The sequence below is a fragment of the Pseudomonas sp. SST3 genome (assembly GCF_003325755.1).
In genome coordinates this window covers 223,122-249,281 of record NZ_QORI02000006.1, presented here as the reverse complement: position 1 = coordinate 249,281, position 26,160 = coordinate 223,122, and the positions used below count along the sequence as shown (strand labels likewise).

Here is a 26,160-nt window from a genome sequence, read left to right as displayed (position 1 = left end):
AATCCAAGGCCCAGGTGCGCGCCAAAGTCGAGCACCCGTTCCGGGTGATCAAGCGCCAATTCGGCTACGTGAAGACACGCTTCCGTGGCCTGGCGAAGAACACCGCGCAGTTGGTGACACTGTTCGCGCTGTCGAACCTGTGGATGGCGCGCCGACATTTGCTGACGAATGCAGGAGAGGTGCGTCTGTAATGCGGGAAATGGCCGGCGCGAGGTGCTCGCGCCGGCTATAAATCCGGAAAGAGGGGATGATTTGATCGTTTTTTAGCCGAATCACCGTTTTGAAATCGGCAAGGGCTGGAGTCAGCCAGAAATACCTGACTACTTCAGACCATCCTTAGCCAAGGCATCAAACATAAGCCTGATGCTTGAATTACCAAATCTTCTCAAAATATTGAAAGGTAACGACTACATCGACGTCAGCAAGACCGGCGAAGTCGTAGCTCTAGGCGTAACATCAGAATCTGTACTGAATCACACTGCAGACATCTTCGCCAAGCTGGCTCCCGACCCCATTGAGCTCGGGGCCATTGACCTCGCAGAGAGGGCTTCAATCGCTCCTGTTAGGGCGAGTGAGGTTCGATCTGAAATCGCAGACTTACGCCAGCTCGCGGCTGCCGATGTCGATCAGCTATTCACTGAGGCAGGTGACATAGGATTCGTAGAGTCGGAGCAGCTTGATGCTAGCGAAACCCTGCTTTTCAATGGAAATCTCTTTAGGCGTGAAACTTCTGGGAAGCTGATGCTCGTCCTAGATTCTCTGGCCGCTCAGGAACGACAGCTGCTAGCTGACTTTACCGACTTGCTGAAGCGAAAGGCGTGTATCGATGTTGATACTGTCAAACACATGCTTGGTGAGGGGTTGTTTAACAAAGTCTCTTCAATAGGGCTTTTTGACATAAGCATCGTTAACAACAACGTCAGCAACACCGGGTTTGTTACTCTCCCGTCCGCGTTTTCTAAGTTTGGCAGCAACTCAATGGTCGATGACGCTTTCGATTTGGCTAAAGCGTTTCTTAGCTCAGTGACTTACGGCATTACCAAGAGTGATTATGCAAGAGGCAATATTCGCATGGTAGATGCTTTGCTATCCGCGCTAATTCGAGGTGAGGCTGTTGGTCCGGTGTCAGCAATTGGGCAAGATTACAAAGTGCTTGAGCTTAAAGGCGTCGTGCAAGTATTTCATGGCGAGAAAAACGGCCGGCGTGGGCCGATGCTGTTGCTATTAAAGAGAGAAATCGGTGAGCTTGCCCGAAAAGCTATTAGAGAGGGTGATGTTAGCGAGCATTCGTTGACGGTGCTACCTACAGCCTCCCTAGTAGGGTACGTAGGGCCGGAAGCAAACAGGTCCGTCCAGCGCCGCAAACAATTGCAAAACAGCCCTAGAGCAACTAATGATATGTTGTCAGCACTTCGAACAGGAGTGTTCTAATGGTCAAGCCGACAAGTCTAGGAAAGGGCTATATTGCAGAAGAGTTGTTACGATCTTATTTTTCGAAGTCTGGCTATTACGTTGTGAGAGGTGTCCCTTTCACGTACGAAGGGTTTGATGTCACCGATATTGACCTATGGTTGTACAGCCGGGCGTCGTCCGTTTCACGCGAGATAACAATAGTCGACGCTAAGAATAAAAAAACCCCACAAGCTATTGAACGTATATTCTGGGCTAAAGGCCTCCAGAAAGCTGTCGGAGCGACCAATGTCATTGTAGCCACAACTGATCGAAGACCTGAGGTCAAGAACTTCGGTAATGAACTCGACGTGGTCGTGCTGGATGGTTCTTTTCTCGCCAGACTAGGCAGTCGGGAGGGCCTAAATCCGTTGAGGCTTAGCGATGAAGAGTTTTTCAGCCGCATCGCCGAATACTCTTTGAGTAAGCTCGACGGCGACTGGAAATGGCGAATGAGGTTTTGCAAAGGGCTTTTATCAAGAGGATTGACTTTTGATAGCTGCAATGCATGGCTTGAGCATGCCAAGTTCTTTGCTCAAGCTGCGATTGAAAACCCCCTTCAGCGAGAGATAGCTCTGCGGTGCTTATATTTTATTTGCTCTCTAGTGGCTCTGACGATTGACTACTTGCTGAAAGATCTCGCTTTTGTCGAGCCAAACGAGCGCTCGGCAATATTGGAGGAGGGCTTCACGTATGGTTCCAGAGGCAAGTCCGGCTTGAAAAAGATAATGGGAATTGCGCTTGGGCTTGTTGAGGAGCACGCTACGGAGGGGGCGACTACAGCCAGACAGGTGAGGCTGAGCGTTGATAAGCAGTTGGCTGCTTTGCAGGCTGATATTCTCGGTAGCTATTTCTCTAGGCCTGAAGTAGGAAAGAACCTATTCAATACAGCCAAAGAGTTTGAGCAGCTTTCAATGCAGCGCCAATTTACTACCCACTCTCAAGCGTCTACCGATTTGAAGAGTATGTTCTATTGCCTATTAGATCACTGGTCTATTGATCGGACACTTATGGCTGACAGGCAAGGCACCTTTCTATAATTGACTGACTATGCAAGCTACCAAAACTGGATTAGCTGTGACGCTTCGGTAAATTTCGGAGCGTTTGCAGCTATATCTTTACTTGTTAGCTTGCAGCTCCGTCTAATCTATCCATCTGATTAAAATTTCGCCACGCTCCGATTGTATGGTCATCAGTGCAGCCGTTTCTGAGATAAAATGATAGGCGGGACCTGCTAGCTACTCTCTGCATTAAGTTCAGTTAAAGGATTTTCACGTTTCGCCAGCTTCGTCTTGTTCAAGATGGTGTACCGCTTGATGGGACCTGTTTTGTCTTTGAAAACTTTAGAGAGATCGTGAGGCATCTGCTGGGCAATTGCTTGGTACATCCGCTTTTGCTTATCGATGCTAAGCCTTTTGTACATAATGTTAACTTGGACTGCAAACAAAGGGTCAAGGAATCCGTCCATGATGCCCTGTAGCTTGCTGGTGCTTAGGATGGAGAGGAAGGCCTGCAAGACTTTATTATTGCTTCCTGCGCCCATTTCTCTTCTATGACTCTGGATGCGAATCAAGAAGGCTGTATCAGGCCACTTTCGTCTTAAGGCTTGTTTGAACCCAACCATGTCTTCTAGCAGTCGACAGCTGTAACTAGGGTCATCATAGAAAATTGAGTACTGGTAGCTCCACTCATAGTCATTCATGAGCTGAAGATACTTACGCTTGGTCTTCTCTTCACTGGTCTCACTCATGACTGGAATGGTTACTCCTAGTTGAGTTAATTACTGTATGAGAGATTCAAAGCTCTCTCCTATACTGCGGTCGTCAACGAAACGCTGGTTTAGGGAGCCCGCCGACCGGAAGCTGCGCAGGTAAAGGCTTCAAGGGTAGCTCTTGGTCGTCACTTCTAAAGCGAGTCTACTAAATTTTTGCATTAGTAGTGCGGTGAATCTTAGAACAGTGGCGTCCGGGTTCGCTTAGCATTTCTTTGCCCACTGGCTTGTGGCGTGGGGGCATTGAGGTAAGCAGCGCTCGAAGATGGGAGAGGAACAATGAAAATTTTGCGTTGTTTCTCGCTTGTTTTGATCGCCTTCGGGACCTCCCAGCCTCACCCCGCTTATGAGGTTTTATCTACGCCTCTTTAAAGCTCCTAAGAGGTTCTTTGAGCGATTTTAATGACGAGCCTTGGGGTTGACGGCGGGTACTCGCCAGCGTCAAGTCTCGGGGCTCCACGAGGCTTGCACGCGTATGTGGCTGCTGGTTTGTAGGTGTAGGTTTAAGGGCGACCTTTGAAGATTATCGACGTATTGTCACTTACAAAATTGTTGCTCCCAACCTTTGATCACGCGACCGGTGCCGATGACGCATTGGAACGGCTTGCCGCGTTCGTAGGATGAGTCGAAGGTGGTGCCGTCTTCCAGCTGGCCGCGGTATTCGGTAGTGATCAGGGCTCCCTTGACCACAGCCTTACCGTCGCCGAGTCGGAGGTCTTCGATCTGCAGTTCGTTGCTCATCTGTTTCTCTTATTGAATGGGTTGCTAGAGGGCGTTGCCGTTTCATGCGCCAACGAGGCTCGCGTTGTGATGGCAACAAACCCTATACCAGTACCTGACGAGTGCTGGCGATAAGCTGATGCACCTGTTTTTCCACTTCTGGCGCAGTGGGACTTTCCGGGCCGCGGCCTCGCGGGCAAGGCAGGCTCGCGGTGGTACCGAACAGTCGACAGATGAGAGGGCGCTCGGCGTAGGCTTCGCAGCCATTAGGACCGAGATGCACGCAGTCCCAATGCGCTAAGGCGGCATCGTGTTCGGCGTCGCTGCGGTGAGGCAGTCGAGCCATTTCCTCGGACGACGCCGTTACAGGCCCGCAGCAGTCATGGCAGCCGGGCTCGCAGGCAAAGCCAGGAATTTGCTGGCGTAATCGATCGATCTTGCGGTTGGTGCAGCTCATTACAGGCGCATCTGGATTGGGCGCGCGCATGGTACCTGCCCAAGGCGGCGATCGCAGCCGGCGCGGACCTTTTTCAAGCAGGCGAGTCGATTATGTCGTTCCACTCCGGATGCTTCTTCACGTAGTCGGCGACGAACCCGCAAACCGGTACCACACGCTTGCCTCGGCGGCGTGCATCGTCGAGCGACTCGCGGACCAGCTTACTACCCATGCCCTGCCCAGAGAGGCTCTGGTCTACCTCGGTGTGGGTGAATATCTGGCGTTGACCGTCGTCACGGTATTCGGCGAAGCCGAGGTCCTGACCGTCGACCTCCAGCACGTAGCGGTGCGCACCGTCATCGTGTCGTACTTTGGCGTTGTTATCGCTCATTGAGTCTTCCTCCCGGAATAGCGGTGGATCAGGGCGGTCTTCGGGACCAAGGGCCAGGCGAGAGCAGGTGTTACAGTCGATCGACCAGTTCTCTGCCCATCTCACAACCGCGCTCGAGCGCTTCATCGAAACTGCGGTAATGCTGCGTCTGGTCGATGCTGACCGGGACGACGATTTCAAGGTCTTTCACCACTTCTGCACCCACGGCCCACAGCGTCTCTCCGAAGGTTTCATACTCATAGCCAGTGATGTGCACGATTACATCGTGGTCGCGGTAAACCAGCCGATGGCTGTGTGGGATCTGATGATTGCTACCGCTCGGGATGTGTGAGGGCGTATCGAAGTAGGGCTGTTCGGCATCCGGTTTGACGGCCTTGCTCATTGCTGGACCTCCTGGGGTTGTCTGGATTGGGCCCGAGGCAGTAGCTCATCGTTCCCGACGTCGGTGCTGCTTGCGATAAACGTCTACCTGTGGGGGCGGCCCTAGACTGAAGTACTGCCTTTCTGACCAGCAAGTGGCATGGTGTCCAGGGGGCTGCTGATTAGCATGGGTGTATAACGGCAAGCCTAGAGGCACCCATGACTCGCAGCGCCACCCTGACTCCGTGCGTGCGCGCGCTCTTGTTGTTGTGCGTACTGGTCAGCCCATCGCTCTTCGCGCAGGGTCTGGACGAACAGATCATGCAGCTGTTTCCGAAGGCCACGCGCATCGAGCCCAAGCAGGAAAACCCGCCGGTCTACAGCGCGTATCAACTCGACGAGTTGCTCGGCTACGCCTTTGAATCCACCGACTACTCCAATCTTCAGGGCTTTTCCGGCAAGCCGATACGGCTGCTGATCGGCATGGATCCGCAGGGCGTACTGGCCGGCATCAAGGTGCTGGAACATCACGAGCCGGTATTTCTGCACGGGCTTGGCGAGCAATCTCTGTTCGATTTCGTTGAGCAGTATCGGCAAAAATCGATTGGCAAGCCCATCGTGGTAGGCGGTCGGGAAGGGGGGATGGCCGCGAGCGACTCGGTGACACGGATCGACGGCGTGAGCAAGGCCACGGTGTCGCTGGTCATTCTCAACGAGACCGTTCTGCTTTCCGCGCTGAGCGTTGCCCGGCAGTTACTCGAAGGTTTTTCCAGTGGCCCGCTGGCGACCGCCAAGCCTGATGTTTACCAGCCGCTCGACTGGGGCGAATTGCTTCGAGAAGGTTTCGTTCAGCGCTGGACGATCAGTCGCAACGAGGTGGAGCGGGCGATAGGGCATACGCTCGATGACTATCCGGACCTCGAGGCGGACGGAGAGAACAGGCCTTTCAGCGATCTGTACTTCGCCTACCTGAACGCGCCGACTATCGGCCGTAACCTGCTCGGTGACGCGGAATTCCAACGACTGATGGAAGAGCTGAAACCCAATGAACAGGCATTGCTGGTGATGTCGTCGGGCATATATCGCCATGTACCGGACGACTTCATGCCCGCCACCACGCCGAGTCGGCTGGTGCTGATGCAGAACGATCACGCCATCGAACTGCACGACATGAACTTTAACAACGGCGCGGTGCTGGCAATGTTGAACGTGCCCATCGATGCGGACGAAGCGCACGTGTTCCGAATCAAGGCACACAATGCATTCAACCCCGCAGAGCCGGCCGGCCTGCGCCTCAACGTGAGGTTGCCGCGCAACCACTTGGTGGAAACCCACACCCAGTTCACCCGCGATTTTCAGCTCGCCCCCGAGCTGTTCGACGTCCAACAGGCACAGGTTGTTGCCGAGCCGGTCCCGGTCTGGCTGCGGATGTGGCAGGAGCGCTGGTGGCAGGTTGGAGTGTTGGGGCTGTCATTGCTGCTGCTGACAGGTGTGTTCATCTGGCAGCACCGCATCAGCCGGCATAGCCGAGGATTTCACCTGTTCCGGGCCGGTTTTCTGCTGTTCACGCTGGTGTTCATCGGCCTCTACGCCCAAGGCCAGCTGTCGGTGGTGAATATCTTTACGTTGCTTTTGGCGCTGTGGAAGAACTTCGATATCCAGGTGTTCCTGATGGACCCGGTGATCTTCATGCTCTGGAGCTTCACCTTCGTCAGCCTGTTCGTCTGGGGGCGCGGGGTATTCTGCGGCTGGCTTTGCCCGTTCGGCGCGCTGCAAGAGATGCTCGGTTGGATCGCCAAGCGCTTGCACATCCCGCAATGGAAAATCTCCGATAGCAGCCATCGGCGGCTGCAATGGTTGAAATATCTGATTCTGATCGGGCTGGTGCCCACGGCTTTTTATTCGCTGACCTTGGCCGAGCGGCTGGCCGAAATCGAGCCCTTCAAGACCAGCATCACGCTGTTTTTCGTGCGCTCCTGGCCCTTCGTGCTCTACGCCATGGGCCTGCTCGGGCTCGGGTTGTTCGTGCATAAGTTCTATTGCCGCTATGTTTGCCCGCTGGGTGCAGGGCTGGCGATGCTCGGCAAGTTCCACCTGTTTTCATGGCTCAAGCGCATCGACGCCTGCGGCAAACCCTGCCAACACTGCAAGAACCATTGCGAGATCGGCGCGATCAAGCGCGACGGGCGCATTGACTACGGCGAGTGCATCCAGTGCCTGGAGTGCATCGTTATTCTCAACGACGAGGATCAGTGCGTAGCCACCATTAGCGCCCGCAAGAGATCCGCTAAGGCTGATCGCCATCGTCAAGGCACGCTTATCGCCACCGATGCCATGGCGCCGCGTTCCCGGCCGGCCTCCTAGCGAAATCGGAAAATGACCGATGCGTTCTGCAAATCTGCAGAGTTGATATGCGGGTTTTCCTTGTTGTGCTCCTCAGCCATCTGGCTAGGATCGGGCTTATCCTCGCGCCATCGATCGGCGTGACCCGAGAAATAGCAGGGAGAACCCCCATGCCAGAACGCGAAATCGTCGTCGTCGGCGCTATCCGCACAGCGATCGGCTCTTTTGGCGGCGCGCTGAAGGATGTTGATCTGACCACCTTGGCCACCACGGTCTGCCGCGGCGTGCTGGAGTGCTCCGGCACGCCGCCGGACGCGGTCGGTCATGTCGTGATGGGTAATGTCATACCCACCGAACCACGGGATGGCTACCTGGCGCGTGTGGCCGCGGTGGACGCCGGCATTCCGCTGGAAACCCCGGCGTTCAACGTCAATCGCCTGTGCGGCTCGGGCTTGCAGGCGGTGATTTCTGCGGCCCAGTCGATCTTGTTGGGCGATACCGATGTGGCCATCGGTGGCGGCGCGGAGAGCATGAGCCGCGGCCCATACATCTTGCCGAACATGCGCTGGGGCGCACGCCTGGGCGACAGCCAGGCGATCGATTACATGAACACGCTGTTGCACGACCCCTGGGGTAAGTTCCATATGGGCGTGACCGCCGAGAACGTGGCTGAGCGCTACGGCATCAGCCGCAAGCAGCAGGATGCGCTGGCGCTGGGAAGTCAGCAGCGCGCCTCTCGCGCCTTGGAGAACGGCTATTTCCGCGCGCAAATCGTTCCGGTTGAAATCCGCAGTCGCAAGGGCTTCAGCCATTTCGACACGGATGAGCACCTGCGCCCGGATCTGACCGCCGAGCGGCTTGCGGCCTTGAAGCCGGTATTCAAAAAGGATAACGGCACCGTGACCGCCGGTAATGCGTCGGGGCTAAACGATGGCGCCGCGGCGCTGGTGCTGGCCGAGGCCGGGCGGGCTCAGGCATTAGGCTTGACGCCAATGGCGCGGCTGGTCGGCTACGCCCATGCCGGGGTCGACCCAGCGTACATGGGCATCGGCCCAGTGCCGGCGGTGCGCAAGGTGCTTGAGCGCACCGGCATTAGCCTGGAACAGATCGACGTAATCGAAGCCAACGAAGCCTTCGCCGCCCAGGCCTGCGCCGTGATGCAGGAACTCGGCATGGATCCGGCAAAGGTCAATCCCAACGGCTCGGGCATCTCCCTGGGCCATCCGGTCGGTGCGACCGGCGCGATCATCAGCGTCAAGGCTATCCACGAATTGCAGCGTATCCAGGGGCGCTATGCGCTGGTAACCATGTGCATCGGTGGCGGGCAGGGGATCGCCGCAATATTCGAGCGCTGCTGACCGAAGGCTCGGCAATTCGTCGGAAGCCGCTCAGGCCACTGAAGATTTCGCCGCGCCGGCCGACAACTTCTGGCGAGGCGTTATCCACGCTACGAGACCGGCTCTCCCACAGGACTATTCATGAACAACGCATCCGCCACCGACGCCTTATCGCTCCTGCTATTCACGCTTCGCAGCGGCAAGCAGATGGCGATCAATCTGTTGAAGGTCAGCGAGATCATTCCGACGCCGTCGTTGACCCGACTTCCCGAATCGCATCCTCATGTCAGAGGCGTCGCCACGCTGCGCGGGCAGCCGCTATCAGTCATCGACCTGAGCCTGGCCATCGGCATGGCGCCGCTGCAGGACCCCAAGGGTGGCTGCCTGATCGTGACCGAGATCAGCCGCTCGAAGCAGGGCTTGCATGTGCAGGCGGTGGTGAAGATTGTGCATATCCAGTCCTCCAAGATTCTGCCGCCGCCTTATGGTGCGCGAAACAACTCCTTTATTACCGGTACGGCCGATGTCGACGGTGAGCTGATTCAGATTCTCGATGTGGAGAAGGTGATCCAGATGATCGCGCCGGTTCCGGGCGAGGCGGATATCTCCCATCTCGATGATCAGGATGCGCAGCTGCTTACCGAAACCCGCGCGCTGATCGTTGACGACAGCCAGGTCGCAATACACATGTCAGTGTCGGCGCTGACCAAGATGGGCATTACTTGTCATGCGGTGCGCAGCGCCCGCGAAGCCTTTGAAAAGCTCGATAAGCTGAAGGACAGCTACGAGGCAATCAACGTCGTGGTGTCGGATATCGAGATGCCGGAAATGGATGGCTATACGTTCACCCAGACGCTTCGCAAACATCCGGACTACGCCCCCATCTATGTGCTGCTGCATACCTCACTGGACAGCACCATCAGCACCGACAAGGCCAAGGCGTCCGGCGCTAATGACATCCTCACCAAGTTCTCCCCGCCGGAAATGGCCAAGTGCATGCTGCGCGCAGCACGGGTAATACATCTGGGCGAGGACGCCTCGGTCGCCTGAGGGATGCATTCGCGACAAGCTCGCTCCTACCGGGAGCGAGACGTGCTGAGCGCTTGTTGAGGGTCAGGCCTGAGCCTTGCCGAACGTTGCGTCGCGTGTGTTGACGTAAAGCGCGTACAACGAATGGCTGCTGGCCATGAACAGCCGGTTGCCTTTGCTACCGCCGAAGCAGAGATTGGCGCAGCGCTCAGGCAGCCTGATCTTGCCGATCGCCTTTCCCTGCGGATTGAAGACCATTACCCCATCCAGATCGGCGGTCACGGCTTCTGGCGAGCCCGAGCTGCCCCAGCCGCACCACAGGTTGCCGTCCTCGTCGCACTTGATTCCATCCAAAGCGCCATAGGCAGGTGCTTCGATGTGCTTGCGGCGCTCGCCCAAGGTGCCGTTATCGTTGACCGGGTACGCCCATACCAGCCGATTGGGCTTCGCCCGGCCTTCGACGACGTAAAGCGTTTTCTGGTCGGGCGAGAAGCACAGCCCGTTGGGACCGGAGAGGGAGTCGATCACACGGGTGACGACGCCGGTTTCGCCGTCGATGCGGTAGACGGCGTCCGGCAGCTCGGTTTGAATCTTGTGGCCCTCGTAGAAATTGCTGGTCTGGAAGGGCGGGTCGGTAAACCAGACCGAGCCGTCTTGGCGGACTGCCAGATCGTTCGGCGAGTTGAAGCGTTTGCCCTCGAAGTTGTCGGCCAACACCGTGATGCTGCCGTCCGGCTCGGTACGCGTGACCCGACGACCTTGGTCGTTGGTGGTGGACCCTTCGCACACCAGCAATCGCCCCTGCAAGTCACGGTTCAGACCGTTGGAATGGTTCGAGGGTTGTCGATAAACGCCGAACGAGCCGGTGATCTCATCCCAGCGCATGATGCGATTTTCCGGAATGTCGCTGACCAGCAAGTAACGACCATCGCCGGCCCAGACCGGGCCCTCGGCCCAGCGCATGCCGCTGGCGATTTTCTCGACGCTCGCGTTGAACAGTCGATACTTGCTGAAACGCTCATCAAGTATTTCCACGAGCTCATCCGGGTACCGCTGTGTCAGCGGCTCGGCGAGGCTGAGCCGGGGCAGGCCCAGGCTTCCCATCGAGGCGATTCCAGCGGACACCATCAACGTGTTTTTCAGAAAGGCTCGGCGGGCGTTGCGTGGGTCGTGATTGGCGGAATCGTCGTTCATTGTCGTCATGGCGTGCGTCCTACGTAAGGTTTTTTATGGGCGAACGAATCCGTTCCGCCGGAGATGGCGGTCAGGGATGCGCGAGGGGTCAGTTAATCAGTCGAGGCGGGCTGTAGGCGTGACGCAACAGCGGCAGAGCGCGCACGGCGGTTGGGCATGAGGGCATGCGGCTTATCCATTGTTATTGTAAGTTTATGTCGTCGTACAACTGCGATCAGTATTGTCAGCGTATGGGCGTTTGTCAAAGCCGGAAATTGGAGGGGGAAAAAGATCTTACGCCGCCTCGTCGCTCTTGTTCGACATCGTATGATCCGCGCTTTCGCTCGGTCGCATCCGCTAAGTCATTGCCACGTAGAATGGTCGCCTCGAAAGAATAAGGACGGCGAACGGTGGATCTTCAACAGGGCTTTGTCCTGACCAGGCACTGGCGTGACACGGCGGCGGGCACCGAGGTGGAGTTCTGGCTGGCCACCGATACCGGGCCACGTCGTCTGCGCGTGCCGTATCAGCCTTCCGTTGGCTTCATCCCAGCGACGCAGCAACGCAAGGTCGAACTGCTGCTCAAAGGCGAGCGAGACGTCGAGTTGCGTCCGCTGAACCTGACCGATTTCCGCCATCGCCCGGTGGTTGGGCTGTATTGCAAGCAGCACCGTCAGCTGATGAATCTGGACAAGCGCTTACGCGCCGCCGGGCTGGATGTGTATGAGGGAGATATTCGTCCGCCGGAGCGCTATCTGATGGAGCGCTTCATCACCGCGCCGGTTAGTTTTACCGGTACCCCGAACGCCGAGAGCGTGCTGGTCGACGCACAGATCCGACCAGCGTCGGACTACCGGCCGCAACTCCGGCTGGTCTCGCTGGATATCGAAACCACCATGCGCGGCGAGCTGTATTCCATCGCGCTGGAAGGCTGTGGCCAGCGCCAGGTCTATATGCTCGGCCCGGCCAATGGCGACAGTTCCGCCGTGGATTTCCAGCTGAACTACTGCGACAGCCGTAAGCAGCTGATCGAGCGGCTGAACGACTGGCTGGCGCTGCACGATCCGGATGCCATCATCGGCTGGAACCTGGTGCAGTTCGATCTGCGCGTGCTGCGTGAACAGGCGCAGCGTTATCAGGTACCGCTGCGCTTGGGTCGCGGTGGGGAGGAGATGACCTGGCGCGAGCATGGCAGCCGAGGCAACCATTTCTTCGCGGCGGCGGCGGGCCGGCTGATCATCGATGGTATCGAGGCCCTGCGTTCGGCCACCTGGAGCTTCCCCTCGTTCAGCCTGGAAAACGTCGCCCAAACGCTGCTCGGCGAAGGCAAGGCCATCGACACGCCTTATCAACGAATGGATGAAATCAACCGCATGTTCGCCGAGGACAAGCCGGCCCTGGCGCGCTACAACCTCAAGGATTGCGAGCTGGTCACGCGGATCTTCGACAAGACCGAACTGCTGACCTTCCTGCTCGAGCGCGCCACCGTCACGGGATTGCCGGCCGATCGCAGCGGCGGCTCGGTGGCGGCGTTCGAACACCTCTATATCCCGTTGATGCACCGCCAGGGTTTCGTCGCGCCGAACCTTGGCGAGCGACCGCCGGAGGCCAGCCCCGGCGGCTTCGTGATGAACTCGCAGCCGGGCCTGTACGAATCGGTGCTGGTGCTGGATTACAAGAGTCTGTACCCCTCGATCATCCGGACCTTTCTCATCGATCCGGTGGGGCTGGTGGAGGGGATGCGTCATCCCGAGGGCAGCGACTCGGTGCCTGGCTTCCGCGGCGCGCGCTTCTCCCGCACGCGGCATTGCCTGCCGGCGATCGTCGAACGGGTCTGGGAAGGGCGCGAATCGGCCAAGCGCGAGGGCAACAAGCCACTGTCCCAGGCGCTGAAGATCATCATGAACGCGTTCTACGGTGTGCTCGGTTCCAGCGGTTGCCGTTTCTTCGATCCGCGCCTGGCTTCGTCCATTACCTTGCGTGGGCACGAGATCATGCGCCACACCCGCGAGCTGATCGAGGCCGAGGGTTACAGCGTGATCTACGGTGACACCGATTCCACTTTCGTCTGGCTCAAGCGCGCCCACAACGACGAGGACGCGGCGCACATCGGTAAGCATCTGGCGCAGCAGATCAACGGCTGGTGGCGTGAGCACCTGCAGCGTGAGTTCGGCCTGCAGAGCGCCCTGGAATTGCAATTCGAGAGTCACTTCAAGCGCTTCCTGATGCCGACTATTCGGGGTGCGGAGGAGGGCAGCAAGAAGCGCTACGCCGGGCTGGTCACTCGCCCTGACGGCAGCGACGGCCTGGTATTCAAGGGCCTGGAAACGGTACGCACCGACTGGTCGCCGCTCGCCCAGCAGTTCCAGCAGGAGCTGTACCGGCGCATCTTTAACCGCGAACCCTATCAGGACTACGTGCGCGATTATGTCCGCAGCACATTGGCCGGCGAGCTGGACGAGCTGCTGATCTTCCGCAAACGCCTGCGCCGCCGGCTGGATGATTATGAGCGCAACGTCCCGCCACATGTGCGCGCGGCGCGGATCGCCGATGACTACAACCTGCAGCAGGGCCGCCAGCGGCAATACCAGAGTGGCGGATGGATCAGCTACTTGATGACGGTGGCGGCCCGGAACCGCTGGAGGTGCGCCGGGCCGCGATCGACTACGACCATTATGTGACGCGTCAGCTGCAGCCAATTGCCGATGCCATCCTGCCATTCGTGGGCGACAGCTTCTCAGCACTTATCGATGACCAGCTTGGGCTCTTCTGAGGTGCCCTTCAAACTTCGTTGTGGGCCTGAAGTAACGTTTCTTGCTTCGCAACTGTTCGGCTCCATCATCGGAACTGCCCGCTGAGTTGCACGCCGCAGGGATTCGTATATGAATTTAAATGTTGAAATCATTCATATGCGTAGTAACCTGTCCTCAGTAGTGATAACAGCGGAGCCGAAGATGAAACTCGAGCAGGCGGTCAGCAAGCCGGATATAACCTCCCCCGACGCAGGGCGAGTCGCGCTGACGTTTTTCTTCAACCTCATGCGGTTGTGGAATTGCAGCGCCGAACAACAGCGCGTATTGCTCGGTTCGGTGGGCAATACGACTTACTTCAAATACAAGAAGCTTCCGGAAGTTCGCCTGCCGCGGGATACGCTGGAGCGGATTTCCTATTTGATGGGTATCCACAAAGCGCTACGTATTATTTTCAGCAATCAAACCGAGCGCGCATACGAATGGGTACACAAGCCCAATGATGCCGCGCCGTTCAATGGTATGAGTGCCCTTGATTACATGCTGGCTGGGCAGGTGGTCGATCTGGCGGACGTGCGCCGCTACCTCGACTGGGTGCGCGGCTGATGCAGGCGATCCTGCCAGCCTGGCGGCGGGCGTACCGCATCATCAACAGCTCGTTTCCGCCCCTGGACGTCTATGAGGACACGCTTAGCCCGGACGACCTGGAGATCGCCTTCGCGCTGGAGGCCATGACCAACGATCGTCTGCGCGAAGAGGCCGGCTTATTGCAGCGCGTCGCGCCTGGAGATCGAGTCAGCGGACCGGGTTCGACGCCGGTAATGGCCGCCTTTACTCATATCGGCAATGCCAGTCGCTTCAGCGACGGTAGCTATGGTGTCTATTACTGTGCCAGTTCGATAGACGCGGCCATTGCGGAAACCAAGTTCCATCAGGAGCGCTTCTTAGCAGCCACGCGCGAGGCGAATGCCGAGATCACCATGCGCGCCTACGTAAACAAGATCATGAAACCGCTCATCGACGTGCGCGACGTACCCGAGCTGCATCAACCCGATCCGGCCGGCTACGGCAACAGTCAGGCTTTTGCACGCGAACATCGCGACGGCAAGACTTGGGGCCTGCTTTATCGAAGCGTGCGACTGGAAGGGCACGAATGTGTCGCGGCCTTCCGCCCACAAGCGGTCTCGCTGCCAGTGCAAGGGCCGCATTTTCGCTACGTGTGGGACGCCCGTGCGGGCGCGATCACGCACATCTTGCAGATCAGCGAAGTGTTGGTCTGAGCATCCAGTACAGCGTTCTTGAGCTTGATCAATTCTTCGCGAGCCTCGGCTGATTAACCTGACTGCTCAGCTGACCCGGACGAGGCCGCCAATGGCCAAGAAATTCCCGTTGAACCCGCCACACCCCGAACGCATCTGCTGGGGCTGCGACCGCTATTGTTCGGCCGACTCATTGGCCTGCGGCAACGGCGCCGGCCGGACCCAGCATCCGGCCGAAATGATGGGCGATGATTGGTACCAGTACGGTGATTGGGGCGATCTGATCGCTACCGACAAGCCGCACGACAGTGAGCAATGACCAATCGGACCTGCACACTCGAGTTCTGCTACTCGTGCTGTACTAGTCGCAGTTGCTCTTCCGCCTGACCTTCTAAAACCGCGCCGAGCAGACGTCTGAGTCCAACCTCGCACGGCGAGCAAATTTCAGGCTCTGGCATTTCGTAAATGGCCGGCCCGCCACCTCAGAACCAGCGGTCGTTACGCTTGCGGCCGCGCGTCATCGCCGGAATGATCAGTCCGGCCAGCAAACCCGCGCCTGCGATGCTGCCGCCGTAAACCATGTAACGCATCAGTACCTGATTGTTTTCATCGCCGAGGCGCGCCTGGGCATCGCGCAGCTCCGATTCGGTGGAGGTAAGTGCGGTGTCCAGTGCCTGCCGGCGCGCTTCCAGTTCGTCGATCAAGGCTTTGCGCGAATCGAGCGTCTCCTGCATGCCCTTTACCCGAGCCTTCCAGCTGTCGTCGATGGTGCGCAGCTCTTCGCTGAGCTCGGCAACCTGCTGCTCCAGTTCCGGCAAACGTTCCGCCTGGCCGGGCATTTCTTGTAAATCGGCGCTGCGGATCCAGACCCGGTCGCCATTTTCGCTGCGGACCTGGCTGTAATCGCCCTGTGTGTCGAGCAGTTCGACTTTCTCCCCAGAAGTGAGTGTGCCGACGATGCGATAGCCGTCCGTTGGGCCGCTGCGTACGTAAGTGTTCAGGCTGTCGCTGACCCAGCGGTCATTGGTCGCCTGCTGAGCCTGGGCCGGCACGATGACGGCCAGCAGAGTGCCGAACAGTCCAGCACGGAAGGCCCGGCGTTGCGTGGCGGACCCGGAAACGCGGGAAAGAAGGGCAAGAAGATGACGGGATATGAACATGGTGGTCTTCGCGTTGACAAAAAGATGATGCCCGGTGAGCGGGCCGAAACATAAGCGGATCCGGAGCGTCCGGATGTGCCGATTGCGAAAGGGAGGATGCATTCTCCCAAGATGGGCATTTGGCCCAGTGGTCCTGCAGACAGGACAGACAGCGTGAAAAGCTGCCGGTTCATTAAATTTTCATCATCCTGTGCTGTGGCTGGATCAGTCCTGCGATGGTTTTGCGCTCGGCCCAGCGTCTGCTCACAACCTTGATCAACAGAAGCATCGCTACAATATCTCGACCCGCTGCGCCCGGATCAACAGCTGCTCCTGGCGGAAGCGAGTTTCCAGCAATGCCCGATAATTGGCCCACCAAGCGCGGTCGAGTTCGCAAGCCATGACTTCGTAGATGACCAGGTCGTCGTGAACGGCATGGTTGTCGTCTTCGCGCCAGAGCCCGTCCACGGGAGCGCGGGTGTAGGCGGTCAGTCCGCCGAACTGCTCCACGAGCTCGTCGCGGACCTGGGCAAACAGCGTCTTGGGCAATGCTTGCCCGTGGTTGTCGTAAAGCGGAAGCAGCAGCTGAATCAGGTTGATATCACCACCTCGGTTGCGTGAGCTTGAATATAGAGATGCGACCATCGGTAGAGGCCCTTGGCAATGTCGTGCGGATCAACGGTGCGAACGCAGGCTCCGCTGATAGGCGGAGCCGAATTCGTCGACGAAGCCGGACTCCAACCTGCATAAGAATCCTTGGAGGTAGTCAAAGATGGAAACGCCGAACCCCTCGGTCAGCGCGCTGCAAAAAGCCCAGGACATCACGTCGCGCTGGTCGGACGGTGAGCTGGGCGCGGAAGAAGCGCAGCGCGGGCTCAAGTCCGTATTCGATCAATGGCAATCCGGTGACCCGACTACCGAGGCTGAGCGAGTCGCAGAACAATCGCTGACCGCTGCACGGATTGCGTTTCAGGACTGGCAGCAGCGCGGCGAGAATTGCGACGAACTGGTCACGCAACTGCGCTGGATTCTCGACCCTTCGAAGGACGGCATTACCGATCCGGCGCTTAACGTTTATGCGCCGCAGCGGCCGGAGTGATGCGTCACTGTTTGGCTGGCAGCTTGCCGTCAACTTTGTCAACGGAGCAGTAGTACGGCTACCGCAAACGTCAACGCCACGGATACGCCTTTCCAGAACAGCGCCGGGTTGCGCTCCAACAGCCGCGGCCTGGCCTTGTTGAGAAACGCCTGATTGGGCTGACGTAACTCGAACATGAATTCGGACAGATCCTCGTAGCGCTTGTATGGATCGGGGTGCAGCGCCTTGCGCAGCACATCATCGATCCAGGCCGGTACCGCGCGATCGCGATCGCGGATCGAGCGATAGCTGAGCTTGTTCTGTGCCGCACGGGTGCGGCAGCTTGCCACCTGCGTGCCATAGGGCAGGGCGCCGGTGAGCATCTGATAGGTGATCACCGCCAGCGAAAACATATCCGAGCGGGTGCTGCCACTTTCCCCGAGAAAATACTCAGGTGCCGTGTACTGAACAGTGCCAAGCAGATCGCTGCGCTCGGTGGCCGAAGCGATTTCCATGATGCCGGCGACGCGGGTCGAGCCGAAGTCGATGATTTTCACTGTGCCGGTGCCGTCGATCATGATGTTTTCGGGACGCAGATCCTGATGCAGCATCTCCAGCCGGTGAAAAGCGCGCAGTCCCTTGGCGATTTGCTCGATGATGCCGCGCACCGTTTCCAGATCCGGTCGCGGGTTGTCGACCATCCACTGGGTCAGCGTCTGGCCTTCGATAAACTCGCTGACGCTGTAAAGAAAGTTGCGTTTGCGCGTCTGCAGGCACGGCTTGACCACATGGGCGTCGTTGATGCGCCGCGCGACCCATTCCTCAGTCAGAAAACGTTCCAAATACTGCACGTCCCGCTGCAGGTCGATGGATGGAGTCTTGATGATCACCGGCGTCTGGCTGTCGTTGTCGGTGGCGAGATAAACATGGCTGCGGCTACTGGCATGCACTTCGCGCACGATGGTGTAGCCGTCGAATACGGCCCGCGCCTCGAGTATCGGCGGGAGGGGCCGCTCGGTCAGCTGCTGGTAGAGCTCGTTAGCTTGGGGTGACGGAAGCGCGTCGATGCGCAGGATCTGTACCGTGAGGTTGTCATCGCTGCCCTGGTCCAGTGCCTGGGCGACGATCGCTCGTGCGGCTGCGTCGAGGTCCTCGGCGTTGCGGGCAATGGCACGGAGCATCGACGCCGCGCTGATGTATTCGTAAACGCCGTCAGTGGCCAGGATGAAGGTATCACCGACTTCGATGGGCTCGGCGCGGTAGTCCAGATCCAGTTGCGGGTGGATGCCCAGGGCTCGGCTCAGGTAACTCTTGTCCCCCGCAACCCACATACGGTGATCGATGGTCAACTGCTCCAGGGCGTTGCCTTGGACGCGATAGATTCGCGAATCACCGGCATGAAATAGATGCGCCGTTGCCGACTTGATGACCATGGCGCTGAAAGTGCAGACGTAACCGCGATCCGGGTCGAAGCGGTCAGGGCTTCGTTGGCCCTGGGAATGCAACCATGAGTTGGTCGCCATCAGCACCCTCTGTGCTGATGTTTTGACTGACCATGCGTCGGAGGTGCAGTAGTAGTCGGCGAAGAAACCGGTGACAGCCGACTCGCTGGCAATATGGCTGACGGCGCTGCTGCTGATGCCGTCGGCCAGTGCAATGGCGACGCCCTTGCTGCTCAATTGGGGCTCTTTGGGAATGTATACACCGTGGAAGTCCTGGTTGGTGTCCTTCAGGCCCTTGTCGGTGCATTGGCCCACCGAAATCTTGAGTTGATTGGTCATTTGCTCGAAATCTAACCCAACCCAGCCTTGCGGTTATCGCTGCTGGCGCGCTTCGTAGGAGCCAGCTTGCTGGCGAAGCTGTTCCACCGTCGCGATCATTGCAGCGTCGGCCCGGCTATTCGCGAGCAAGCTTGCTCCTACGGTATGTGTTCCTACTTCAGCTTGTTGCCGCTGCCTGCCCGCTTCTGTAGGAGCCAACTTGCTGATGAGGCTGTTAGATACCGCTTGATTGCCGCCTCAACGCACCAGCGCTCGCTTCGCGCCGGTCTTGACGTGGGTGGTGTAAAGCGTGAGGCCGGTGAAGGCCAGACCGCCAACCAGGTTGCCCAGCGCGGTCGGGATTTCGTTCCAGATCATGTAATCCATGACCGAAAAGTCACCGCCCATGATCATTGCTGAGGGGAACAGAAACATGTTCACCACTGAATGCTCGAAGCCCATGTAGAAGAACAGCATGATCGGCATCCACATGGCGATCGTCTTGCCGCTGACTGTCGTGGAGATCATTGCACCCACCACGCCCATCGACACCATCCAATTGCACAGCATGCCGCGTAGGAAAATGGTGACCCAACCGGCCGCGCCGAACTCGGCATAACCCAGGGTCCGGGCTTCACCGATGGTGGAGATTTTTTCGCCGATGACGCCCGGATCGGTTGCAAAGCCTGTGGTGAAGACGAACGCCATCATGAAGGCCACGGTCAGCGCGCCGGCGAAGTTACCGAGAAATACCAGCCCCCAGTTGCGCAGCACGCCGTTCACCGTCACACCCGGGCGTCTGTCGAGCAGCGCCAGCGGGGTCAGCACGAAGACGCCGGTCAACAGGTCGAACCCCATCAAGTACAGCATGACGAAGCCGACCGGGAAGAGCATGGCCCCCACCAGTGGCGAACCGGTTTGTACCGTGATGGAGATGGCGAAGACTGCCGCCAGCGCGAGGATGGCACCTGCCATGAAGGCCCGAATCAACGTATCCCGTGTGGACATGAAGATCTTGGACTCACCGGCGTCGACCATCTTGGTGACGAACTCCGAAGGGATGATGTAGGACATATTCAATTCTCTAAGTGGCGATCCGGCCCGAACAACGTCGGGTTTATCTTTCAGCGAGCCCCTCTGCGGACTGACGCCCACACAAGGGGCCGGCGGTGCTGCTCAGCCCGTGGCGATTTCCACCGCATCGCCGTTAAGGCGCACCGGCCAGACCTGCAGACGTTGTTCGGGGTACTCCAGGCAGGCGCCGTCCTGCAGGCGAAAGTGTTGCTTGTACAACGGCGAGGCGATTACCAGATCACCTTTCAGCTGCCCGACAATGCCGCGGCCGATGACGTTAGCGCCGGACTTCGGGTCCTTGTTGGCGATGGCGAAAATCTGCTCACCGGCCTCGTTATCAGGCAGGTGAAACAGCGCCACCTGTTCGCCATCGAGCCAGGCGACCACGCCTGAATGGGCGACCAGGTCCCGGCGGCTGCACAGCGCTCGCCAGCTGGCAGATTCTCTCGATTGCATGCGTACGGCGTTGGGCTGGCTCATCAGAGCACCTCCTCGGTGACGGGAATCAAATGGAGTTCGGACGCGTGCACCGGACGTCGCTGGCCGCGTTCCTTGACGAAATGAATGTCCGGGTCGCCGCGCTGATCGTTGACGAATGTGCGGAAGCGCTTGAGCTTTTCCGGATCCTTGATGGCGTTGGCCCACTCGCATTCGTAGCGATCGACCACCAGCTGCATTTGCGCCTCGAGCTCGGCAGCGAGATTCAGGCTGTCGTCGATGATGACTTCCTTGAGGTAGTCGAGACCGCCTTCGAGGGATTCACGCCATACCGAGGTGCGTTGCAGTTTGTCCGCGGTGCGGATGTAGAACATCAGGAAGCGGTCGATGTAGCGCACCAGGGTCTCGTCATCGAGGTCTGTAGCGAACAGCTCAGCGTGGCGCGGACGCATGCCGCCGTTGCCGGCCACGTAGAGGTTCCAGCCGTTTTCGGTGGCGATCACGCCGATGTCCTTGCTCTGCGCTTCGGCACATTCACGGGTGCAGCCGGAGACGCCGAACTTGATCTTGTGCGGCGAGCGCAGGCCCTTGTAGCGATCCTCCAGGCGCAGCGCCATGCCGACGCTGTCCTGCACGCCGTAGCGGCACCAGGTACTGCCGACGCAGGATTTCACCGTGCGCAGCGACTTGCCATAGGCGTGGCCGGTCTCGAAGCCGGCTTCGATCAACTCGCCCCAGATGTCCGGCAGCTCGTGCAGCTGGGCGCCGAACAGGTCGATGCGCTGGCCGCCGGTGATCTTGGTGTAGAGGTCGTATTTCTTGGCCACCGCACCGAGCGCGATCAGCTTGTCCGGGGTGATCTCGCCACCGGCGATGCGCGGCACCACGGAGTAGGTCCCGTTCTTCTGCATGTTGGCCATGAAGGTGTCGTTGGTGTCCTGCAGCGGGATCAGTCCCGGATCGGTGATCGGCTGGTTCCAGCAGGACGCGAGGATCGAGCCCACCGCCGGTTTGCAGAGGTCGCAACCGGTGTGGCCGCGGCCGTGCTTGGCCAGCAGTTCTTCGAAGCTAATGATGCCCTCGACCCGGACGATGCCGTACAGCTCCTGGCGTGTATGGGCAAAATGCTCGCAGAGGCTCTTGTCGACTTCGACGCCGCGAGCGGTCAGCTCGTGCTCGAAGACCTGCTTGAGCAGTGCGCTGCAACCGCCGCAACCGGTGCCGGCTTTGGTTGCAGCCTTCAGCTCGCCGAGGTCAGTGATGCCAGCATCGACCTGACAGCACACCGCCCCTTTGGTGACGTTGTGGCAGGAGCAGATGGTCGCGGTGTCCGGCAGGGCATCGGCGCCCAGCGTCGGTGCGCCATCGGACAGCGGCAGGATCAGGCTGGACGGATCGGCCGGCAGCTTGATGCCGTTCTGTGCGTACTGCAGCAGGGTATCGTAATAACTGTTGTCGCCGATCAGCACGGCGCCGATGACGCGCTTGCCGTCCTCGGAGAGCACCAAGCGACGGTAACTGGCGTTGGCTTCGTCGATGAAGCGATAGCTCTTGGCGCCTGGCGTGGCGGCATGGGCATCGCCGATGGAGCCGACATCGACACCGAGCAGCTTGAGCTTGGTCGACATGTCCGCACCGCTGAAGGGCTGGTGCGGCTCGCCGCAGAGCAGGGCGGCCAGGTTGCGCGCCATGGTGTAGCCGGGTGCGACCAGGCCGAAGACCATGCCGTTCCAGGAGGCACACTCACCGATGGCATAGATCGAGGGGTCGCTGGTGCGGTAGTCAGCATCGATCACCACGCCGCCGCGCGGCGCGATCTCCAGCTCGGCGCTGCGGCCCAGCGCATCCTGCGGGCGGATGCCGGCTGAGAAGACGATCAGGTCGGTTTCCAGATACTCACATCTACCATCAGCGCCATCGTTGAAGTTCATCCGATAGGCGTACTCCTCACCGATGACGATTTCCTGCGTGGCGCGGGACAGGTGCACACCGACGCCCAGTGCCTCGATACGGGCCTTGAGCGCCTTGCCGCCTTCCTCGTCCAGCTGAACAGGCATCAAGCGCGGGGCGAACTCGACCACATGCGCTTCAAGACCGAGCGACTTGAGTGCGTTGGCCGCTTCCAGTCCGAGCAGGCCGCCACCGACGACCACGCCGCGCTTGGCGTTGTTGGCAGCGGCGCGAATCGAATCCAGATCGTCCAGGGTGCGGTAGACCAGGCGCGAACTGCCTTCGGCGCCTGGAATCGGCGGCACGAACGGGTAGGAGCCGGTCGCCAGGATCAGTTTGTCGTAGGGCTGGCGACCTTCGCGGGTGATCACTTCCTTGCGCTCACGGTCGATTTCCAGCACCTGGACGCCGAGGTGCATGTGTACGCCGTGGGCCGCGTAGTAGTCGGCTTCGCACATGGCCAGCGATTCGGCGTCGCGGCCACCGAAATACTCGGAGAGATGAACTCGGTCGTACGCCCGCTGGCGTTCTTCGCCGTAGACATGGATGTGGTACTGGCCAAGGGCGCCGCGCTCGACCAGCTGCTCGACGCAGTGATGCCCCACCATACCATTGCCGATGACCACCAGCGTTTCACTCTTGATCGGGGTGACGATTGCGTTCATGACCGGTTCCTCCGTCGAAGCCCTGTTCGGCGTCGTCGTACAAAAACAAAAAGGCGCCTGGAGCTGTCGGGCAGCTCCAGGCGCCTTTGCCTGGTATTCAAGAATTGTGAGGTGATGGTTCGAGCGGCGTTGCTCGTTGCACCCGTCCCGGGCCGCTTTCGGCTGATGGTCATCGGTGACCCCGGGAGGCTCTGTCGAATCGTTCGGCAGGCTTTGCAGGAGACTTAGCAGGTTGCATGCCAGTGTCGCGTGCAGGTGCCAGCGTCCAGGGAACCGCGGCGAGGAACTGGTGGGCTAAAGCCCGCCCTACACAAGCCTCCGTCTACCGTAGGGTGGGCTTTAGCCCACCAATGGCCCTCATCGACTTCTCGCCCGGTTCCGCTTGCAGAGGCGCGGCACTGACCCAGAAGGGTGCGTGCTCGAGGCCGGTTCCCTTTTTTGGGGCGGTATATGGCAGGCGTCTCGACCCGGAGCCGAACCTTGCGCGTTGGGCTCGGTCAGTACACCACCGCCAATACTCGGTAGGGTTGCCTTGCCTCTGGCCCCAATCTCTGACGAGGAGATCACGTGAACAAGGTCGTCGAACAACCCCTCTTGCTAGGCATGATGCGCCTGATGCAATACCCCGAACTGGCGCAGCCACAAGCGCTGCTGGGCTTTCTCGAACGCTGCGTCGAGCGCGGCCTGAGAGTCTTCGATCACGCCGATATTTACGGTGCCGGCGAATGCGAGGCGCATTTCGGTGCCGCTCTGAAGCTGCGCCCCGCGTTGCGTCAGCAGATTCAACTGATCGGCAAGGCCGATATCGTGCCTGTTTCGCAGGACAGCTCCCGCTGGCGGGTCAAGCACTACAACACCCAGGCGGACTATCTCACCCAGGCGGTGGAGGGCTCGCTGAAGCGACTGGGCGTCGAACGCCTGGATGGTTTTCTGCTGCATCGCCCAGACCCCTTGCTGCGGGTCGAAGAGGTTGCCCGGGCGCTGGACGATCTGGTCGGCAGCGGCAAGATCGGCTGGCTTGGCGTCTCCAATGCCGAGCTGCTGCACTGCCAGACGCTGGCGCGGGAACTGCCGTTGCGCTGCAATCAGATCGAACTGTCCCTGCAGACCCAGGCGGCCGCATGGGATGGGCGGCTGCACGCCATGGAAAGCGAAGGGTTGCATGTGCTGGCTTGGTCGCCGATGGGAGGTGGACGCTTCGGCCCGCAATTGCAGCAGGCGCTCGAAGAGGTTGGCGCGGCGCTGGGCGCCACAGCCAATCAGGTCGCCCTGGCCTGGCTGCGTAAACTGCCCGGCAAGCCAGTGCCGATCCTCGGCAGCCTGCGCTGGGAGCGCATCGAGGAAGCGCTGCTCGGTGCCGAGCTGCAGCTCGACACTCCAACTTGGTTCTATCTTGCGCAGGCGGCGCGAGGGCATGAGGTCGCCTGATGCGCAGTCATGGCCGGGCCGCTCGGCGCTTCTCAGTGTGCGGTGACGTCCGATTGACGGATTTTAGGCTATAGTCATATTGCTGACACAGTGATTTTCTAAGGTGGTTCTCCGGTGCCAGAGTGCCGCGCATGTCGCACGGTGCCGGCTCCAATCGGATGGAGACACTGACTCATGCGAATCCCGAAGCCATTGGTCGTGGCGCTTGCCATGGCGATTTCCGCCCCAGTGATGGCGGCCGGCAACACCTTGGTCGGCTGGGCGATGATGCCCGCCGATACTTTCTCAGATGGCCCCACCTCGGGTCAGATGGCGACCGGCAACCCTTACGGCACTTTCCAGCCGCCTTATGACGGCCGCCAGCCGGTGCAGGGGTTCTCAGCAGTGTTGCCGGGCGCGGATGAAAACAGCTTCGTGTTCATGACCGACAATGGCTTCGGTGGGCAGGGTAACTCTGCCGATACGCTGTTGCGTCTGTACAGCGTGCGGCCGGACTTCCGTACCGCCAATGGTGGCAGCGGTAAAGTCAGTGCCAGTGACTACCTCAGCGGCGCTCCGCTGGCACGTTTCACCCATCCCTCACGTCTCACACTCAACGACATCAATCAGAAGCTCGAGCTGCCCATCCAGGCGGACTACCGCTTTTATTACAACGACGGGTCGAAGCCACGTGTCGACAGCGCGATCGACTTCGGTCGCCTGCTGACTGGCGCTGACCTGGACATCGAATCGGTGCGCCGAGACAAGAATTGCGCGATGTGGTTTGGCGACGAGTTCGGGCCCTATTTGGTCAAGACCGATGCGTCCGGCACCGTCACTCGCAGCGCCATCTCACTGCCGGGTGTCTACGCGCCGCAGCATGCCGATGTGGTGGCGGGGCGAGCAACCGCCAACCTGGGCGGGTCCGGCGGTTTCGAAGGCATGGCGATCAACCCGCGTGGTGATCGCCTGTACGCGCTGCTGGAGAAAACCGTCAGCGGCGATCCGGCCGGCACCTTGCGCATCAACGAGTTCGATATCGATCAGGAGCGCTACACTGGCAAAGTGTTCTTCTTCCGGCTGCAGGCGCCCGAGCATGCGATCGGTGACATGACGGCGATCGATGAGACGCGCTTCCTGGTCATCGAGCGCAATAACGCAACCGCCACCAACGGCACCCCGTTCAAGAAAATCTACCTGATCGAAACCCGCGGTGTCGCCAGTGGCGGGGAAGTGCGCAAGACCGAAGCTGTCGACCTCATGCAACTGGCCGATCCTGATGATCTGAACGGCGACGGACAAAGGACGTTCTCGTTTCCCTACGTGACTATCGAGAGCGTGCTGCCGCTGGATTCGCGGACCTTGTTGGTCACCAACGACAACAACTTCCCCGGCGGCGGTGGTCGCGAGCTAGCGGCGGATGCCACGGAGTTTCTCAAGATCCGGCTGGCGAAGCCCATACCAGGCGTTCGCCCGCCGCACCTGCAACAGGCGAAGGGCGAACGCCGCTGCGCTGTCTCGGGTCCCACGGCTCAATATTGATTTATCCGGACCGTATTCATTTGCAGCGCCAGCTGTTGAACTGCGTCCACCGGAGCCGGTGAAACGGCCCCGAAATAGTCCGCCCCCAG

Annotated in this window: 23 protein-coding genes and 2 pseudogenes; 13 read left to right on the top strand and 12 right to left on the bottom strand. The window is 59.3% G+C overall.

The genetic code is table 11. The features are described 5' to 3' along the window. The 3 genes from DQ405_RS08655 to DQ405_RS08645 form a co-directional block, all read left to right on the top strand. Positions 1–191: transposase (locus DQ405_RS08655; protein WP_168423820.1), on the top strand; the 191-nt coding region annotated here is incomplete at its 5' end. A gap of 172 nt (positions 192–363) precedes the next feature. Further along, entirely contained in the window at positions 364–1,431 is a 1,068-nt protein-coding gene (locus tag DQ405_RS08650; RefSeq protein ID WP_168423819.1) for a hypothetical protein, read from the top strand. Continuing rightward, the gene (locus DQ405_RS08645; RefSeq protein ID WP_168423818.1) at positions 1,431–2,489 is read left to right on the top strand and encodes a hypothetical protein; all 1,059 of its coding nucleotides are present in this window, start codon (positions 1,431–1,433) and stop codon (positions 2,487–2,489) included. Before DQ405_RS08650 ends, DQ405_RS08645 begins: the two co-directional genes overlap by 1 nt. A gap of 194 nt (positions 2,490–2,683) precedes the next feature. On the opposite strand, the gene DQ405_RS08640 is transcribed toward DQ405_RS08645, so the two are convergent. The 5 genes and pseudogenes from DQ405_RS08640 to DQ405_RS08620 all read right to left on the bottom strand — a co-directional run bounded on the left by DQ405_RS08640 (position 2,684) and on the right by DQ405_RS08620 (position 5,149). Beyond that, positions 2,684–3,199 carry a hypothetical protein gene (locus DQ405_RS08640; RefSeq protein ID WP_168423817.1) on the bottom strand — a complete coding sequence of 172 codons (516 nt, stop codon included), beginning with the start codon at positions 3,197–3,199 and terminating at the stop codon, positions 2,684–2,686. A gap of 573 nt (positions 3,200–3,772) precedes the next feature. Continuing rightward, a pseudogene (locus tag DQ405_RS08635) lies at positions 3,773–3,961 on the bottom strand (FKBP-type peptidyl-prolyl cis-trans isomerase); the annotation flags it as partial. Positions 3,962–4,043: 82 nt separating this feature from the next. Further along, positions 4,044–4,397, bottom strand: coding sequence for a YkgJ family cysteine cluster protein (locus DQ405_RS08630; protein ID WP_168423815.1), 354 nt, complete (start codon positions 4,395–4,397; stop codon positions 4,044–4,046). Between the two features lie 73 nt (positions 4,398–4,470). After that, on the bottom strand, positions 4,471–4,893 hold the full coding sequence (locus DQ405_RS08625; protein ID WP_168423814.1) for a GNAT family N-acetyltransferase: 423 nt from the start codon (positions 4,891–4,893) through the stop codon (positions 4,471–4,473). Next, positions 4,838–5,149, bottom strand: coding sequence for a hypothetical protein (locus DQ405_RS08620; protein WP_168423813.1), 312 nt, complete (start codon positions 5,147–5,149; stop codon positions 4,838–4,840). The genes DQ405_RS08625 and DQ405_RS08620 overlap by 56 nt, the downstream gene beginning before the upstream one ends. 197 nt (positions 5,150–5,346) lie before the next feature. Here DQ405_RS08620 and DQ405_RS08615 point away from each other — a divergent pair, with 197 nt between their 5' ends. From DQ405_RS08615 to DQ405_RS08605, 3 genes are all read left to right on the top strand, one after another. Continuing rightward, the gene (locus tag DQ405_RS08615) at positions 5,347–7,491 is read left to right on the top strand and encodes a NosR/NirI family protein (RefSeq protein WP_168423812.1); all 2,145 of its coding nucleotides are present in this window, start codon (positions 5,347–5,349) and stop codon (positions 7,489–7,491) included. Between the two features lie 149 nt (positions 7,492–7,640). Further along, positions 7,641–8,828 (top strand): acetyl-CoA C-acyltransferase family protein, encoded by a 1,188-nt coding sequence (locus DQ405_RS08610; RefSeq protein ID WP_168423811.1) that lies wholly within the window; start codon positions 7,641–7,643, stop codon positions 8,826–8,828. Positions 8,829–8,948: 120 nt separating this feature from the next. Further along, positions 8,949–9,857 (top strand): chemotaxis protein CheV, encoded by a 909-nt coding sequence (locus DQ405_RS08605; protein ID WP_168423810.1) that lies wholly within the window; start codon positions 8,949–8,951, stop codon positions 9,855–9,857. Between the two features lie 63 nt (positions 9,858–9,920). On the opposite strand, the gene DQ405_RS08600 is transcribed toward DQ405_RS08605, so the two are convergent. Next, complete coding sequence (locus DQ405_RS08600) at positions 9,921–11,030, bottom strand: SMP-30/gluconolactonase/LRE family protein (RefSeq protein WP_168423834.1); 1,110 nt, start codon at positions 11,028–11,030, stop codon at positions 9,921–9,923. 389 nt (positions 11,031–11,419) lie between these two features. On the opposite strand from DQ405_RS08600, the pseudogene DQ405_RS08595 reads away from it, so the two are divergent. The 4 genes and pseudogenes from DQ405_RS08595 (at position 11,420) to DQ405_RS08580 (ending at position 15,337) form a co-directional block, all read left to right on the top strand. Then, positions 11,420–13,782 (top strand): annotated as a pseudogene (locus tag DQ405_RS08595) (DNA polymerase II). Positions 13,783–13,963: 181 nt separating this feature from the next. Continuing rightward, complete coding sequence (locus DQ405_RS08590; RefSeq protein ID WP_168423809.1) at positions 13,964–14,365, top strand: MbcA/ParS/Xre antitoxin family protein; 402 nt, start codon at positions 13,964–13,966, stop codon at positions 14,363–14,365. Further along, positions 14,365–15,039, top strand: coding sequence for an RES family NAD+ phosphorylase (locus DQ405_RS08585; protein ID WP_168423808.1), 675 nt, complete (start codon positions 14,365–14,367; stop codon positions 15,037–15,039). The genes DQ405_RS08590 and DQ405_RS08585 overlap by 1 nt, the downstream gene beginning before the upstream one ends. A 91-nt stretch (positions 15,040–15,130) precedes the next feature. Then, on the top strand, positions 15,131–15,337 hold the full coding sequence (locus DQ405_RS08580) for a DUF3079 domain-containing protein (protein ID WP_168423807.1): 207 nt from the start codon (positions 15,131–15,133) through the stop codon (positions 15,335–15,337). Between the two features lie 163 nt (positions 15,338–15,500). Here the strand turns inward: DQ405_RS08580 and DQ405_RS08575 are convergent, their stop codons facing one another. Both DQ405_RS08575 and DQ405_RS08570 read right to left on the bottom strand, forming a co-directional pair. Continuing rightward, positions 15,501–16,172: a TIGR04211 family SH3 domain-containing protein gene (locus DQ405_RS08575; protein WP_375154432.1), complete on the bottom strand. Its 672-nt coding sequence runs from the start codon at positions 16,170–16,172 to the stop codon at positions 15,501–15,503. A 276-nt stretch (positions 16,173–16,448) separates the two neighbouring features. Further along, entirely contained in the window at positions 16,449–16,757 is a 309-nt protein-coding gene (locus tag DQ405_RS08570; protein ID WP_168423833.1) for a hypothetical protein, read from the bottom strand. 172 nt (positions 16,758–16,929) lie between these two features. Here DQ405_RS08570 and DQ405_RS08565 point away from each other — a divergent pair, with 172 nt between their 5' ends. Then, positions 16,930–17,256: a hypothetical protein gene (locus DQ405_RS08565; protein WP_168423805.1), complete on the top strand. Its 327-nt coding sequence runs from the start codon at positions 16,930–16,932 to the stop codon at positions 17,254–17,256. Between the two features lie 38 nt (positions 17,257–17,294). Here DQ405_RS08565 and DQ405_RS08560 read toward each other — a convergent pair whose 3' ends face one another. From DQ405_RS08560 to nirB, 4 genes are all read right to left on the bottom strand, one after another. Continuing rightward, positions 17,295–19,016 (bottom strand): bifunctional protein-serine/threonine kinase/phosphatase, encoded by a 1,722-nt coding sequence (locus DQ405_RS08560; protein ID WP_168423804.1) that lies wholly within the window; start codon positions 19,014–19,016, stop codon positions 17,295–17,297. 237 nt (positions 19,017–19,253) lie between these two features. Next, a complete protein-coding gene (locus tag DQ405_RS08555; protein ID WP_168423803.1) occupies positions 19,254–20,069 on the bottom strand; it encodes a formate/nitrite transporter family protein in 816 nt (271 codons plus the stop codon). A 102-nt stretch (positions 20,070–20,171) separates the two neighbouring features. Further along, entirely contained in the window at positions 20,172–20,549 is a 378-nt protein-coding gene (gene nirD / locus DQ405_RS08550; protein WP_168423802.1) for a nitrite reductase small subunit NirD, read from the bottom strand. After that, positions 20,549–23,122, bottom strand: a complete 2,574-nt coding sequence (gene nirB, locus DQ405_RS08545; RefSeq protein ID WP_168423801.1) for a nitrite reductase large subunit NirB — start codon at positions 23,120–23,122, stop codon at positions 20,549–20,551. Before nirB ends, nirD begins: the two co-directional genes overlap by 1 nt. Positions 23,123–23,725: 603 nt before the next feature. On the opposite strand from nirB, the gene DQ405_RS08540 reads away from it, so the two are divergent. Both DQ405_RS08540 and DQ405_RS08535 read left to right on the top strand, forming a co-directional pair. Then, positions 23,726–24,550 (top strand): aldo/keto reductase, encoded by an 825-nt coding sequence (locus DQ405_RS08540; RefSeq protein ID WP_168423832.1) that lies wholly within the window; start codon positions 23,726–23,728, stop codon positions 24,548–24,550. A 174-nt stretch (positions 24,551–24,724) separates the two neighbouring features. Continuing rightward, positions 24,725–26,071 (top strand): esterase-like activity of phytase family protein, encoded by a 1,347-nt coding sequence (locus DQ405_RS08535; protein WP_168423800.1) that lies wholly within the window; start codon positions 24,725–24,727, stop codon positions 26,069–26,071. Positions 26,072–26,160 lie beyond the last annotated feature (89 nt).